The 14,069-nt window shown below is 63.2% G+C and carries 13 protein-coding genes; 2 read left to right on the plus strand and 11 right to left on the minus strand.

Annotated features, from left to right (window positions below; genetic code table 11):
• Positions 1–131: 131 nt before the first annotated feature.
• The 3 genes from AB7F10_RS09440 to AB7F10_RS09450 are packed head-to-tail and all read right to left on the minus strand — an operon-like array spanning position 132 to position 3,228.
• A complete protein-coding gene (locus tag AB7F10_RS09440; protein ID WP_428560062.1) occupies positions 132–1,418 on the minus strand; it encodes a Zn-dependent hydrolase in 1,287 nt (428 codons plus the stop codon).
• Positions 1,415–2,353, minus strand: a complete 939-nt coding sequence (locus AB7F10_RS09445) for a dihydroorotate dehydrogenase (protein WP_428560064.1) — start codon at positions 2,351–2,353, stop codon at positions 1,415–1,417. Before AB7F10_RS09445 ends, AB7F10_RS09440 begins: the two co-directional genes overlap by 4 nt.
• On the minus strand, positions 2,347–3,228 hold the full coding sequence (locus AB7F10_RS09450; RefSeq protein WP_428560067.1) for a dihydroorotate dehydrogenase electron transfer subunit: 882 nt from the start codon (positions 3,226–3,228) through the stop codon (positions 2,347–2,349). Before AB7F10_RS09450 ends, AB7F10_RS09445 begins: the two co-directional genes overlap by 7 nt.
• A gap of 240 nt (positions 3,229–3,468) precedes the next feature.
• Here AB7F10_RS09450 and AB7F10_RS09455 point away from each other — a divergent pair, with 240 nt between their 5' ends.
• Positions 3,469–3,765 (plus strand): hypothetical protein, encoded by a 297-nt coding sequence (locus AB7F10_RS09455; RefSeq protein ID WP_428560070.1) that lies wholly within the window; start codon positions 3,469–3,471, stop codon positions 3,763–3,765.
• Between the two features lie 38 nt (positions 3,766–3,803).
• Here AB7F10_RS09455 and AB7F10_RS09460 read toward each other — a convergent pair whose 3' ends face one another.
• Entirely contained in the window at positions 3,804–5,183 is a 1,380-nt protein-coding gene (locus tag AB7F10_RS09460; protein WP_428560073.1) for an aspartate ammonia-lyase, read from the minus strand.
• A 111-nt stretch (positions 5,184–5,294) separates the two neighbouring features.
• Here AB7F10_RS09460 and AB7F10_RS09465 point away from each other — a divergent pair, with 111 nt between their 5' ends.
• Complete coding sequence (locus AB7F10_RS09465) at positions 5,295–6,179, plus strand: helix-turn-helix domain-containing protein (protein ID WP_428560075.1); 885 nt, start codon at positions 5,295–5,297, stop codon at positions 6,177–6,179.
• A gap of 11 nt (positions 6,180–6,190) precedes the next feature.
• Here AB7F10_RS09465 and AB7F10_RS09470 read toward each other — a convergent pair whose 3' ends face one another.
• From AB7F10_RS09470 to AB7F10_RS09500, 7 genes are all read right to left on the minus strand, one after another.
• The gene (locus AB7F10_RS09470; RefSeq protein WP_428560077.1) at positions 6,191–7,471 is read right to left on the minus strand and encodes a TRAP transporter large permease; all 1,281 of its coding nucleotides are present in this window, start codon (positions 7,469–7,471) and stop codon (positions 6,191–6,193) included.
• 22 nt (positions 7,472–7,493) lie between these two features.
• Complete coding sequence (locus tag AB7F10_RS09475; RefSeq protein ID WP_428560079.1) at positions 7,494–8,000, minus strand: TRAP transporter small permease; 507 nt, start codon at positions 7,998–8,000, stop codon at positions 7,494–7,496.
• A 73-nt stretch (positions 8,001–8,073) separates the two neighbouring features.
• Entirely contained in the window at positions 8,074–9,036 is a 963-nt protein-coding gene (locus AB7F10_RS09480) for a TRAP transporter substrate-binding protein (protein WP_428560081.1), read from the minus strand.
• A 386-nt stretch (positions 9,037–9,422) separates the two neighbouring features.
• Positions 9,423–9,923 (minus strand): hypothetical protein, encoded by a 501-nt coding sequence (locus AB7F10_RS09485; protein WP_428560084.1) that lies wholly within the window; start codon positions 9,921–9,923, stop codon positions 9,423–9,425.
• Positions 9,924–10,070: 147 nt separating this feature from the next.
• Positions 10,071–10,760, minus strand: a complete 690-nt coding sequence (locus tag AB7F10_RS09490; protein WP_428560086.1) for a response regulator — start codon at positions 10,758–10,760, stop codon at positions 10,071–10,073.
• On the minus strand, positions 10,757–13,441 hold the full coding sequence (locus tag AB7F10_RS09495; RefSeq protein ID WP_428560089.1) for a DUF4118 domain-containing protein: 2,685 nt from the start codon (positions 13,439–13,441) through the stop codon (positions 10,757–10,759). The genes AB7F10_RS09490 and AB7F10_RS09495 overlap by 4 nt, the downstream gene beginning before the upstream one ends.
• Positions 13,442–13,464: 23 nt before the next feature.
• Entirely contained in the window at positions 13,465–14,067 is a 603-nt protein-coding gene (locus AB7F10_RS09500) for a K(+)-transporting ATPase subunit C (protein WP_428560091.1), read from the minus strand.
• Positions 14,068–14,069: the final 2 nt, after the last annotated feature.

Raw genomic sequence — 14,069 nt, forward strand, 5'->3', positions numbered from 1 at the left:
CCAGGTTCGGCATCACGATGGCGCGGCCGAAGCACGAGGCCGTGTAGTTGACGACCGCCTTCAGAACCTCGCCGTCGCGGAAGTGAACGTGCCAGTCGTCGGGCTTGCGGATCTCAAGGACGTCCAAAATTCTATGTCCCGCCTGTTACGAACGAATACATCAGCTCGACGCCGCGAAGGAAATCGTCGATGGTCATGTCTTCGTTGGGATTATGCGACCCGTTGCGGTTTCTGACAAAGATCATTCCCGAAGGAACACCCGCGTTGGAGAACACGGCGGCATCGTGTCCGGCGCCGCTCGGGATCAGTTCGGCGGGGTACCCCAGCCGCTGCGACGCCGCCGACAACCGGCCGACGATGGCATCGTCCATCTTGGCCGGCTCGGAATAGACCCGCTCGTCGAATTCGAAGGTCACGCCCCGCAACTGCGACACCGCACGGCATTCCGACCGGAACAGCTCATAGAAGCCTTCCAGCGTCTCGAAGCTCTGACTGCGAACCTCGAAGCTGAAATAGACCTCGTCCGGAATCCGGCTGAGCGCCTGCAGCTCAGGATCGGTATTGCAGACACCCGTCGTGACCACGAGATCCAGTCCGCGCTCGAGCAGCCGGTTCCAGTGTTCGTCGAGGCGCATCAGCAGATCGGCGACCGCGAACAGCGCGTCCTTGCGGAGCCAGCGCGGCACGGTGCCGGAATGGCCGGCTTCGCCGCGGCAGGTGACGCGGCGGTGGCGCAGATTGCCGCGGATGCCGGTGACGACCGCGGTCGAAAGATCGCGGGCCACCATCACAGGCCCCTGCTCGATATGGAGTTCGAGATAATGAGACGCGAAGGACAGCGGCAACAGGCGTTCGCCGCGCTCGATCGCCGCGACATCGGCATCGACGCCCGCCAGCGCCTCCCGCAGCGTCCGGCCGGTGCCGCGGCGCTTTGCGTTGAGGTCGGACGGCGTCAACAGACCGAACAGCGCACGCGAGCCGATATTGGCCCGGCCGTAATAGGCGCTCTCCTCGCCCCGCATGGCGAGAAGCCGAACCGGCTGCGGTGTCTTCACTTTGCCTTTCGCAAGGCGAATGAGGCACAGCAATCCGGCGATAATGCCCGCCGCGCCGTCGAAATTGCCGCCCTCGGGCACCGAGTCGATATGCGAACCCAGAACAAGCGCCGGCTTTGTCAGGTCGTCGTCGGACAGGGCGACGACGAGATTGCCGGCCCGGTCGGTATGGTGCCTGAGACCGAATTCGACGGCGGTGTCGCGGATCAGCGCCAGCGCCCTGTTCTCACCATCGGCGAAACATTCGCGGGTGATACCCTTCCCCGATTCCGAACCGGATGCCAATTCGTCGAACAGCCGCGCGGCGAGCGCGCGCATATCCGCGATCTCGGCCACGTCGGGAACGGCAAGCGGCGCATTCACGGCAGCGCCTCCATGTCGTCGACATGCATGTCCTGATCCCTGACGGCGCCGGTCAGGCCGGCGACCCGGGTAATGCCCTTGCGCTCGCAGAACGCCGTCAGGTCGTCGAGGATATCGAGCATCGCCGCCGGCTTCACGAATGTCGTCGTGCCGACCTGGACGGCGGCGGCGCCGGCCAGCATGTATTCGACGACGTCATTGGCGTTCGCGATACCGCCGCAGCCGATGATCGGAATGTCCACCGCCTGCGCGCATTGATAGACCATACGCACGATGATCGGTTTGACCGCCGGGCCCGAATAGCCGCCCAGAATGTTTCCCAGACGCGGCTTGAAGGTTTCGGGATCGATCGCCATCGCGAGGATCGTATTGGCGACCACCAGCGCATCGGCGCCGCTGTCCTCCGCGGCCCGCGCGACCGAGCCGATATCGGCGGTGTTGGGCGTGAGCTTGACCCAGAGCGGCCGGGCGGTGGCCTTCTTCATGAGGCCGACCACGGTGGCGGTCGAGGACGCCCGCATCGCAAAGGCCTTCCCGTCCTCTTCGAGATTCGGGCAGGAGATATTGGCCTCGATCGCGGCGATGGCCGGGTGATCCAGCATCCGCACGATATCGGCGAACTGCTCCGCGGTCGGCGCCGAAACGCTGACGACCAGCGGCGCGCTGAACCGTGCATATTCGTCGATGGTGTGATCGAGAAAATACGACACGCCCTTGCTGGGGATGCCGATCGAATTGAGCATGCCCTGCCCGACTTCCGCGACGCGCGGCACCGGATTGCCGCCGCGCAGCTCCGCGGTGATGGTCTTGGTGACGACGGCTCCGAGATGATCGAACGAGAACAGACGGGCCAGGCTTTCCGAAAACGTGCCGGATGCCGGCATGATCGGATTTTTCAAAGTCATCGAACCGATCTTGACGCGAAGATCTACCATGACAGCGCCTCTTCAAGCCGGAACACCGGCCCTTCCAGGCAAACCCTGCGCTGCTCCTGCACATCGCCGTTCTGAAATTCGCGAACGCAGCAGAAGCACATGCCGAGCCCGCAGGCCATTTGCTGCTCCAGCGCGACCTGCCCCGGAACGTGAAACTTCGCCGCCAAATTCTTCATCAGCAGCATCAGGCGATTGGACCCGCAGGTGAAGAAAGCGTCGGCCTTGCGGTGCTCGATGAGGCCGAGCAGCAGCCGCTCCACATTCAGAGGATCGCTGCTCTCGTCGTCGTCGGTGACGATGTCGACCTGCGCGCCCGCGTCAACGAACCGCTCGACGGACATCACCAGCGCGCGCGAGCGCGCGCTGAGGATGGCCGTGACGTTGACGCCGCGGGCGGCGGCCATCTCGGCGAGCGGTGCCAGCGTTGCGAGACCGACGCCGCGGCCCAGCACGACCACGTTCTTCCAGGACGGCTCAAGCCAGAAACCGTTGCCAAGCGGCCCGAGCATCGCGACCTTCTCGCGCGGCTGCAGCGTCGCAAGACCACGCGTGCCGGCGCCGGTGACCTTGTAGAGAAATTCGAGATGCCCCTGCGACGGCACCATGCGGTAGATGCTCATCGGCCGCCGCAGATAGGGCTGATCCGCGACCGTCACCGGGCACGCAATGTTGAAGAACTGGCCGGCCTTCGCGTAGGCGGCGCATTCGCCGGCCTCGACCACCAGATGATAATAGTCGGCGTTGACCTGGCGGTTGCTGACGACCGGCGCGTTGATCTCGAAGACGTCACGCTCCCGGCGCGCCGGCTGTTTCGGCGCACCGCCCGTTTCGACCTGCGTTGCCACGGGACCGGCAAGATTCACGGACAGTGTCATCGCAACTCCATTGCGCCCCAGACGACGGCGAGGCCGCCCCCTTGAAGCATCATTTTCCTGATTAAATCTAAATTTTGAGACGGTTTCAAGCCCGCAGACAAGCCTACGGAATTGGCAATATCGGGCCAAAATCGCCTTCCGGCGGGTTTTTTCTCTTTTTTTAAGCGGTCCCGGCCGATATACTGGTTGTTTCTTTTTCCGAACATGCCGTTCGCAGATGGAGCTGGGACCGTGGAACAATTGGCTGACTGGCTGAAATCGCAGCACAAGGGGCTGCGGACCTACAAAACATTTCAGCAGAAGGTCCTGGAACTGGGCGCCAAGAGCGGCCGGGATTTCGCCCTCTATTCGCTCCTGGCCGCCCTGGTCGGCCGCTTCATCGATGCCTATGACGACTCCCCGCTGACGCTCGACGTCACCGACGAAGCGCACAAGCGCCTGACGACCCTTTCCGAAAAAGCGGCACGCTACGAAACCCTGTCGGCCGAGAGCCGGCTCAGCCTGCTCGACGACATCGCAAAGTCCGAACTGGGCTAAGCAACAAGACCAGTTCGCCTGACGGTGCGCCTCGCCGTCTAGTCGACGGCTGGCGCGCCGCTGTTTTCGGGCTGGCTTTTCGGCATCGCCGCCTGCAACGCCGCCTCCAGGGTCTGCCCCGCATCGATGAGCTTCGCCACACGCGCCGCGGCCTCGTATCCGATCTGAGGAACAAGCGCCGTCGCCTTCGCGACGCCGGTTGTCAGCGGACGCGCGCAGGCGGCGGCATCGGCTTCGATGCCGCGCACGCAGAGCGTTTCGAGGGCGACGATAGCGCGCGTCAGATAGCGCACCGACTCGAATGTCTTCAGAACGATGACAGGCATCATCGCATTGAGCTGAAGTTGCCCCGCCTCGGCCGCGATGGTGATCGCGACATCGTTGCCGATGACATGGAACGCGACCTGGTTGACCACTTCCGGAATGACGGGATTGACCTTGGACGGCATGATCGACGAGCCGGGCTGGCGCGCCGGCAGCCTTATCTCGCCGAAACCGCCGGTCGGCCCGCTCGCCAGCAGGCGCAGATCGTTCGATATTTTCGAGAGTTTTGACGCGGTGCGCTTGAGCATCCCTGAATAAAGCACGAAGGCGCCCATATCCCAGGTCGCCTCGATCAGGTTCTCCGAGCGGGAAAACGGGATCGCGGTAATCTCGCTGAGATACGCGATCGCGGCGTCCGAATAACCTTCCGGCGCATTGAGGCCGGTGCCGATCGCGGTGCCGCCCAGTCCGACCTCAGCAAAGTTCCGGCTGATCACGGAGAGCTTGTTGAGATCCTCGTTCAGCGTGGTGGCGAAGGCGGAAAACTCCTGCCCCAGCGTCATGGGGACGGCGTCCTGCAACTGGGTCCGCCCGAGTTTCGGGATCGCGCTGAACTGTTCGGCCTTGACCTGAAAGGACGCGACGAGGCTCCGCAGCGCCGCGGTCAATTCGCGATCCAGCGCATAGACGGCCAGACGCGCAGCGGTCGGGTAAGAGTCGTTGGTCGATTGCGACATGTTGACGTGATCGATCGGATGGATGACGTCGTATCGCCCCCGCGGCAGCCCAAGAATGTCGAGCGCGACGTTCGCGATCACCTCGTTCACATTCATGTTGGTCGAGGTTCCGGCGCCGCCCTGAAAAACATCGACGACAAACTCGCCGTCGTAGCGGCCCAGCCGAATTGCTTCGCAGGCCGCCTTGATCGCGATGTATTTTCCTTCTGCAAGCTTGCCGCAGGAAAAATTGGCATGGGCGCACGCCTCCTTCACATATCCGAAGGATGCGATCAGGACCGGCCATTCCCGCAGCGTCCGCCCGGAAATGTCGAAGTTCTCCCGCGCGCGGTCGGTCTGCGATCCGTAGAACGCGGCGGAGGGAATCTGGCGAGGACCAAAGGTGTCGGTTTCGACGCGGGCCTGGGACTGGGTCATTTCCGCCTTCAAAGAAACTGAGAATCTGATAACGTCCAATATTTCCGGCAGTTAGCTGGGATGTCCTTTGATGCTGTATCATTTTTGAGACTATCTCACAAGAGGGTGCGGATGGCCGGGCAGTGGGAAGAAATCGGCAACAGGCTCAGGGCGTATCGGCTGGGAAAGAATTTCAAGGCCAGCGACGTCGCCGACCAGATCGGCGTGTCACGCGCCGCGCTTTACCGGCTCGAAAAGGGCGAACTCGTCAAAATCGAAACGCTCGAGAAACTTGCCGCCCTGCTCGACGTCTCGCTTCCTTCGTTGATGGGGGTCGGCGTCGAATATTACGGCAACGCCATTTCGTTCTTCGAGCGTATGCGGCAGCTCGAGGAGAATGTCGTCCAGATTCTCGGCAATTTCAGCCCGATCTCGTTCCTGCTGCTGTCCAACGAATACATGGACCACCTGCGGACGATGCTGATCGAGTCGACCGACATCAGCGGCCCGGGACAGAAGGCCTTCGCAGACTATGTCGACCGGCTGCTCGCGGTGCTGAAGGAGCGCCGGCAAACCGCCCTCGCCAAGAAAACGCCGGTCGTCAGCATTCTCAACCGGGCGTCGATCGAGCGCTTTCTGCATGCCGGACTGGTCGGCCGCTATGACCTCAAGCCGAATGTCGTGAAGACACGCCGGGCGTGGGCGAGAAGCGAAGTGGAGCGCCTGGTGACGATCTTCCGCAAGCCGCCGATCGGCACCCAGATCGGAATCGTCGAGACCTTCGCGCCGGAACAGACCTTCCAGGTCTACGAGAAGAGCGACAGCACGTTCGTCACGATGAGTCCGTATCGGCTCGGCGACCACCCCAACGTCTCGGCCGGCATCGCAATCGTGACCGCGGCCCCGGAAGCGGTGCGGCTGTTCAAGAACATCATCATCGAGCAATGGGAGCACGCCAAGCACGGCGACAGCGGCGCAAAGCTGCTGGAACAGCTTTTGGCCAAAGCCCCGGTTTAACGAAACGAGCGCTAGAAGCCGAGCACCTTCGGCAGGAAGACCGATATCGCCGGCGTGTAGCTGATGATCAGCAGCACGATGATGTTGGTGACGATAAACGGCCAGATGCCTCTCACGATCACCGTGATCGGCCGATTGAGCGTGGACGACGCGACGAACAGGTCGAGACCGAACGGCGGCGTGATCATCCCGATGCAGATGTTCAGGCACACGACCAGCCCGAAATGAACCGGGTCGATGCCCAGAGCGGTCGCGATCGGGAACAGCGTCGGCACCAGCACCAGCAGAATCGAATTCGGATCGATGAACATGCCTGCGATCAGCAGGACGACGTTCACGATCAGCAGGAATTCGATCCACGAAATCTGGTGATGCGTGAGAAAGTTCGTCAGGAACTGCGGCAGCTGAGCGAGCGTGATGAAGTAGGACAGCAGCGACCCCATCGACAGCAGGATGAACACCGCAATCGTCGTGATCGCGCTCGATTCCGCGATATCCATGATGTCGCGGAATCCGAGGCTCCGATAAACGACGCCTTCGATGAAGATCGCGTAGCCGACGCTGACCGCCGCCGCCTCGGTCGCCGTGAAGATGCCGCTGTAAATTCCGCCCAGCACGATGACCGGGAGGCCGAGAGCGGGAGCGCCGCGCTTCCAGGCTTCCAACCGCTCGCCGCCCGTCGCCTTCGGCTCCGCGGCGATGCCGTCCCTGTGGGTTTGCCAGAAGACCAGAACCATGAAGGCGAGACCAAGCACGATGCCGACGACAAGTCCGCCGGCAAACAGCGCCGCGACCGAGGTTCCGGTCAGCCAGGCGTAGATGATGAGCGTGATGCTCGGCGGGATCAGCAGGGCGCATTCCGCGCTCGACGCAATCAGCGCGGTGCCGAAGCGCTCGGTAAAACCGCTCTTCAACAGTTGCGGAAACAGAAAACGGCCGACCGCGGCAACCGTCGCCGGCGCCGAGCCGCAAACCGAACCGAACGCCATGCAGGACGCGACCGTCGAATAGGCGATGCCGCCCCGGCGATGGCGGAGGCCCAGATAGATGATGTTCATCAGGCGGCCGGCGATGGTGCCGCGCGCCATGATATCCGCGGCAAAGATGAAAAACGGAATCGCCAGCAGCGTCGAAACGTTGATCCCCGCCATGATCTTCTGCGCGACAACGAGGTTCGGCAGATAAGGCTGGTAGTAGAACTTCGTGATCAGGGTCGGGATGCCCATCACGAGAAACATTTCGAAGCCGCCGATCAGCAACAGCACCGCCAGAATGCAGATGACGATGATCATGCGAATGCCCCGCGGCGCCGGCCTAGTGAGACGCGACTTCGGGCGTGACGGTAGTGCGATCCGTCACGCCGATGAGTTCGAGGAAGTACCGAAACGCCAGCAACAAAAATCCGACGGGAACCGACCCATAGAGGAAGGCGACCGAGATGTTCAGCGTCGGGCTGACCTGTCCCGACCGCAACACAAACAGCGTCAGTTCGTAGCCGATGAACGCGACATAGAGCGAAAACAGCAGACCGAGAACATTGATCGCGTAAAGCATCAGCCTGCGCAGCTGCGGCCGCACCGCGCCCAGCACCGCAACCATGGCGATATGACGCCCACGCTCCAAGGTAAGGCCGAGGCCGACGAAAACCATCCAGCCGAGGATGAAGAGCGCGGCTTCTTCGATCCAGACGACATGCGCGGCAAACGTCGGGAAAAGCTCGCGCACGAGAACGTTCACGAAATAAAGACCGCTCATCACGATCATGCAGAGCGCGATCGCGCGGCGCTCCACGGCTCTGAGGGCGTCAAGGATCCATTGCATCGCTGCCGCTCGCGCTCATGAAAGCCGGAGAGGGCTTGAGCCCTCCCCGGCGTCCAATTGCATCATGGGTCGATCAGGCGGGCAATCCGAGTTTCTTGGCTTCCGCCTCGTAAATCTCGATCGCCTTCTTGCCCTCGGCGCCGGCGCGCTCGACATAGGCTTTGACCGCGGGCGGATACATCAGCTTCCGCCATTCGGCGCGCTCCGCGTCGCTCAGCTCGCGCACCTCGACTCCACCCTTGCGGATCTTGTCGAGCGCGACCGTTTGCGCCTTTTCCTTCAGGTCTTCCACATAGGGACGAACTTCCTTGAAGGTGGTGCTGATCGTCGTCCGCTGATCGGCCGCCAGCCCGTTCCACCACGCCGGATTGAAGAGGATGAAGTCCTCCATGGCGCCGTGTTCGGAGTGCACCAGGTATTTCTGCACTTCGTAGAACTTCATGGTCGCGATCGTGTCGAGCGGGTTCTCCTCGCCGTCGACCACGCCGGTCTGCAGGGCGGTATAGAGCTCGCCGAACGGCAGCGCGACAGCCGACGCACCGACGCCGGTGAACTGCTCGATCAGGATCTTGGAATCCATGACGCGGAATTTCTGCCCCTGGAAGTCCTTCGGCGACGCAAGCGGCTTGCGCGACGTCATGCTCTTGCGGCCGTTGGCCCAGAGTCCGACGGCGGCGAATCCCCTGGTCTTGAAGCTGTCCAGCAGATACTGCCCGAACGGACCGTCGCGAAGCGCGTTCGCCGCAGTGCGGTCCTTCGGCAGCAGGAACGGAATGTCGAGAACCGAGATGACCGGATTGAAGCCGCCCAGGAAGGCCGCCGGCATCACCGTGCATTCCAGCGAACCGAACTGCGTGCCCTCGATCATCTGACGCGCGTTTCCGAGCTGCGATGCCGGGAACAGCTTGAACTCGACGGACTTCTTGGTGCGCTCCGTCACCAGCGCGCTGACCTTCTCCAGCCCCTGATGACGCGGCTGCGTCGCCGCCTCAAGGTGTCCAATTTTCGCGATTTTGGCATCCGCGGCGAATGCCATGCCCGACCCCGACAGCAGCGCAGCCGCGCCGGCGGTTTTCAAAAGTGTTCGCCTATCAAAGCTATTTCGCATGTTCGACTCCTCCACACCTGTCCCAGTGGCCCGATTTCTGATGTTACGTCGGCCCGTCGACGAGTATCTAAAAATATAGACAATCCAAAAGCGGTCAAGCGTCTTTTGGCGGCAGCGGCTGACTGCCGGAGAAGCACCGCGCCCACACGAGAGGCGCAACCGCCCGGATTTCAGCAGCGATCCTACCGGCAGCCGGTGTGGCCATCAAAGGCCGGCAAGCCCTTTGCCGTGCCCGGTCAACCGACGGCGGCGCGATTGCGGCACCGCACCACAATCCATGCCTCACCCGACCGTGGCGCCGGAAGGGCGCGCCCTCAGGCGGCGTTCAAAAGCCGGCGGATTGCCGCGACGGCATCCTCGACGGTTTCGGCGGCGTGAACCAGCGAGCCGCCCAAGGTCGCGAAGAATTCGCGGCTTTCCGCGCGGTTGTTTAGCAGGATCACCGATTTCCCCGACTTCAGCGCCAATGCGATTTCCGAGGCAGTCCCGCTGCCGCCGAACCCGCAGGCGACAACCACGTCACTGGAAAGCACATTGATGTTGTTCCGCGCGCTGCCCATGCCGGTGACGATGCCGACGTCCACCGCGTCGGACAGGGTATTCTTGTTCGCTTCGGGCACGATCCCGATCGTCAATCCGCCTTCCGCTTTGGCGCCTTTGCTGACCGCGTCCATCACGCCGGCATTGCGCCCGCCGCTCAGCAGCACCCAACCTTCCCGTGCGACGGACCGGCCGAGTTCGAACGCCGTTTTCACGTCCTGCGGGCGCGCGCCCTCGCCGGCGCCCATGACACCGATGACCGCCGATCGCGCCATGCAGGATGCTCCATCTCAAATTGCGCTGCGGCCATTTGCAGGCCGAGAGCCTGCGGACCGCGAGCAGCTACAATCTTTTGGGAGCTATACTGCCAGCCCGGCAGCGCGGCAATCCCGCGCGGGCGTCACGCGGTGCGCATCGGCCGTTCAATTTTCAGCAATCCTGTAGCCAATTCCCGGTTCGGTCAGAATGATCGTCGGATCGCTCGGCTGGGCCTCGATCTTCTGCCGCAACTGCCCGACATACACGCGTAGATACTGCGTGTCCTCGGTATGCGCCGGTCCCCAGACCGCCGTCAGAATCTGCCTGTGAGTCAGCACGCGCCCCGGATGTCTTGCCAGGAATGAAATGAGTTCGAATTCCTTCGGCGTGAGCTTGAGATCGACGCCGGCGCGGCTGATGCGGTGACGGGGAGAGTCGATCTCGAGATCGCCGACATGCAGTACCGGCACTTCGGCCTTGCGCTGCATACGATGCCGCAGCGCAGTCCGCATTCGCGCGAGCAGTTCCCCGATATTGAACGGTTTATTGACGTAGTCGTCGGCCCCGAGATCGAGCGCCTCGATCTTCTCGTTCTCGCGTTCGCGCGCCGAGAGCACGATGATCGGCACATCGGACCACTCTCGCGCCTTCCGCAAGACGTCTTTGCCGTCGCCGTCCGGCAGCCCCAGATCGAGCAGGACGATGTCGGGACTTTCGGAAGCAATCCGCCGGATGCCGTCCGCCACGGTGCCGGCGCTCGACATTGCATAATTGTTCGCTTCCAGCGCGGGTTTCAAAAATCGAAGGATGGCCATCTCGTCGTCGATGACGAGAACGTTCGGCTTCGCCGTCATCGCGTTTCTCTCTCGCGCGGGAAAACAAGGGAAAAGCGCGTGCCGCGCGACCGGGCCGCAGGGCTTTCAGCTTCGATCGAGCCGCCATGAGCATCCATGATGCCCCTGGCGATACTGAGGCCGAGGCCGATGCCCTGGCCGCCATCCGCCTGAGAACGCATATCGACGCCCTTCGCAAATCGTTCGAAGATGCGATCGAGCCGATCCGCCGGGATGCCCGGCCCGTCGTCGGTGACGCGAACCACCACCGTCTCCTCGGTGACTTTGCTGTCGATCAGGATATGCGTCTCGGGCGGCGTGTGCGACAGCGCATTGGCGACGACGTTGCCGATCGCCTGCTCGACAAGCGTGGCGTCGGCACGGACGAGCGGCAAATCGGCCGGAAATGTCATCTCGATAGTCTGGCGGGCGGCCCGCCGGCGCGCCGCGCTCACGATGCGGTCGACAATCTCACGGAGGTCGATCCAGTCGCGCCTGATTTCAAGCGCGCCGGCGTCGATTCTCGTGATCGCCAGCAGGTTGCGAACCATTTCATCGAGACCTTCAGTCTCCTGCTTGATCTGCATCAGCAGATCCTTGCGCGCGGCGCCGTCGATCTTGTCGCCGTAGTCGAGCAGGCTCGTCGCCGCGCCGAGGATCGACGAAAGCGGGGTGCGGAAGTCGTGGGAAATCGAGGCGAGCAGTGTGTTTCGCACGCGCTCGGTTTCGGTGGCGGTCCTGGCGTTGACCATTTCCGCCGACAACGACGCGCGATCGATCGCGGCCGCGGTCTGTTCGGACAGCGTCTCGAACAAGGCGCGGGCTTCGGAGTCGAGCGGCGCGGCGTCCGCGTGCACAGCGAGGCCGATGACCCCCAGGGTCTTGTCGACGATGCGGAGCGGGATGAAGTACCAGGGAACGGTCGGCAGCGTCGCCGTCTCGGCGCCGGCGGGCTCACCGTGGCTGTAGGCCCATCTGGCGGCCGTCATGGAGGCGGTATCGAGCGCGTCTTCCGGCGGCCAGGCGGCGGCGATCGAAAGCTCGTCATTCTGCGTCAGGAGAACGATCACCGGCTTGCCGAGACTGACATGAATTTCGCTCGCGGCCGCCTCCGCCACGGCATCGAGCGATGCCAGCGCGGACAGACGGCGGGTGAATTCGTAGAGCCGGCGCATCGCCCGCATGCGGGCCGCGGCAATTTCCGCCTGCTGGCGGACGCGCCCCGCGAGCGCCGACGTCACGACGCCGACGCCGAGGAATATGACCAACGCGAGCAACTCGTAGGGCTCCGCGATCGTCAGGGTGTAGAGGGGGGAGATGAAAAAGAAATTGTAGACGAAGAACGACAGCACCGAGGCGTAAATCGCCGGCCATATCCCGTAGCTCACGGCGGTCACGAGAACCGCCATCAGGAAGACCATCGACAGATTGGGTAGCGGTGTCAGCGCGGTGAGCGACTTGCCGAGCCCAAGCGCGACGGCAACCGCCAGAGAGGCAAACAGAAACGGCACCGGTGCAAAGGAAATCTTCGACACGGCACGCCGCGCCCGCCGTGGCGGCGCGGCCTCCGCCTCGCCGGTCAGCAGGTGAATTGCAATCCCTTCAGCGCGGCGGACCAGCTCATGCGGCAGAGATCGCCGCAGAAGCCCGCTGAACATTCCGTTCCGGGACCGGCCGATGACGATCTGGGTAACGTTCTCGAACCGTGCAAATCGCAACAATGTGTCCGGGAGATCGGTTCCGGTCAGCAGTTGCGTCTCGGCGCCCAGGCTCTGCGCAAGCTTGATTGCATCGTCGATATTCCGGCGAGCATCCTCCGGGAACACGGTGCCCGGCCGTTCCACGGTCACCGCCATCCACGGCGCATCCATCCGGTCGGCAAGGCGCTTTGCGGCGCGGACAACCGCGGGCGAACCGGGGTCGGGTCCGACGCAGGCCAGAATGCGTTCACCGGCCGCCCACGGGCCTTCGATCGCCTGCGCCTGCATGCGCTCGATCAGCGCGGCATCGACGCGCGCGGCGGCCCGCCGCAGCGCGAGTTCGCGCAGCGCGGTCAGGTTCTGCGGCTTGAAAAAATTATCGACCGCCCGCGCGGCCGTGTCCTGCACATAGACCTTGCCCTCGGCAAGACGTTTCAGCAGCTCGTCGGGCGGAAAGTCGACCAGCACGACTTCGTCCGCCTTGTCGAACACAGTATCGGGAACGGTCTCGCGCACCCGCACCTTGCTGATCTTCTGAACGACATCGTTCAGGCTTTCGAGATGCTGGATGTTGAGCGTCGTCCAGACATTGATGCCGGCTTCGAGCAGTTCATCGACGTCCTGCCAGCGTTTCGGATGGCGGCTGCCGGGTGCATTGGTGTGCGCATATTCGTCGACCAGCAAGAGATCGGGCCGCCGCGCGAGCGCCCCGTCGATGTCGAACTCATGCAACATCTGATTGCGGTACGGGACGGGCTTGCGCGGCAGTGTTTCCAGATGGCGGCACAAGGCCTCGGTTTCGGGGCGCCCGTGCGTTTCGATCAGCCCGGCAACAACGTCGCGGCCGCCATTGCGCTCCGCGTGGGCCGCCGCGAGCATGGCGTAGGTCTTGCCGACACCGGGCGCGGCGCCCAAAAAAATCTTCAGGTGTCCCCGGCCTTCCTTGCCGGCCAGGGCGAGCAGCGCATCAGGCGAGGCTCGTTGCGTCTTGTCGCCGGCCATGCGGTTTCTCTTCCCGGCACATTTTACAACCGGAGCCTGTCGAGCGCGAGATTGAGTTCAAGCACATTAACGCGCGGCTCGCCGAGCAATTCGAAGGTCCGGTTCTTCGTCTGGCGTTCGATGAGCGCCCGCACGTCCCGTTCGGTGAGTCCGCGCGTCCTGGCGATTCGCGGCGCCTGAAACAGGGCGGCCTCGGGCGAAATGTCGGGATCGAGTCCGCTGCCGGACGCCGTCACAAGGTCGGTTGGAACACGGGCTTGCGGGTTCTCCGCCTTGAGCCGCGTGACCTCCGCCTTGACGCGCTCGATGAGCGCCTTGCTCGTCGGCCCAAGATTCGAGCCGCCGGAGCCGGAGGCGTTGTAGGGCGCCTCGACCGTCCTGGCGGGATCTTTCGGATCGGGCGCGACCGTGGCCGAGGGGCGGCCGTGGAAATATTTGTCGCCGCCGAACTGCTGGCCAATAAGCGCCGAACCGACGACCTTGCCGTCTCTTTCGATCAGGCTGCCGCGCGCCTGCCGCGGGAAGACCACGTCGGCGATACCGGTGACCGTCAGCGGGTAAAGAAGGCCCGTCAGTGCCGTGAAGACGATCAGCATGACGATCGCCGGACGCAATTCCCTGAGCATCG

It is taken from the genome of Pseudolabrys sp., from assembly GCF_050250095.1.
Classification (GTDB): domain Bacteria; phylum Pseudomonadota; class Alphaproteobacteria; order Rhizobiales; family Xanthobacteraceae; genus Pseudolabrys.

What these genes read in the sequence shown, in the direction of transcription:
- AB7F10_RS09445 (WP_428560064.1), bottom strand. Translation starts at nt 2,353, where the DNA reads ATGGTAGATCTTCGCGTCAAGATCGGTTCGATGACTTTGAAAAATCCG.
- AB7F10_RS09480 (WP_428560081.1), bottom strand. Translation starts at nt 9,036, where the DNA reads ATGGCATTCGCCGCGGATGCCAAAATCGCGAAAATTGGACACCTTGAG.
- AB7F10_RS09475 (WP_428560079.1), bottom strand. Translation starts at nt 8,000, where the DNA reads ATGCAATGGATCCTTGACGCCCTCAGAGCCGTGGAGCGCCGCGCGATC.
- AB7F10_RS09485 (WP_428560084.1), bottom strand. Translation starts at nt 9,923, where the DNA reads ATGGCGCGATCGGCGGTCATCGGTGTCATGGGCGCCGGCGAGGGCGCG.
- AB7F10_RS09490 (WP_428560086.1), bottom strand. Translation starts at nt 10,760, where the DNA reads ATGACGGCGAAGCCGAACGTTCTCGTCATCGACGACGAGATGGCCATC.
- AB7F10_RS09465 (WP_428560075.1), top strand. Translation starts at nt 5,295, where the DNA reads ATGGCCGGGCAGTGGGAAGAAATCGGCAACAGGCTCAGGGCGTATCGG.
- AB7F10_RS09470 (WP_428560077.1), bottom strand. Translation starts at nt 7,471, where the DNA reads ATGATCATCGTCATCTGCATTCTGGCGGTGCTGTTGCTGATCGGCGGC.
- AB7F10_RS09460 (WP_428560073.1), bottom strand. Translation starts at nt 5,183, where the DNA reads ATGACCCAGTCCCAGGCCCGCGTCGAAACCGACACCTTTGGTCCTCGC.
- AB7F10_RS09450 (WP_428560067.1), bottom strand. Translation starts at nt 3,228, where the DNA reads ATGACACTGTCCGTGAATCTTGCCGGTCCCGTGGCAACGCAGGTCGAA.
- AB7F10_RS09500 (WP_428560091.1), bottom strand. Translation starts at nt 14,067, where the DNA reads ATGCTCAGGGAATTGCGTCCGGCGATCGTCATGCTGATCGTCTTCACG.
- AB7F10_RS09495 (WP_428560089.1), bottom strand. Translation starts at nt 13,441, where the DNA reads ATGGCCGGCGACAAGACGCAACGAGCCTCGCCTGATGCGCTGCTCGCC.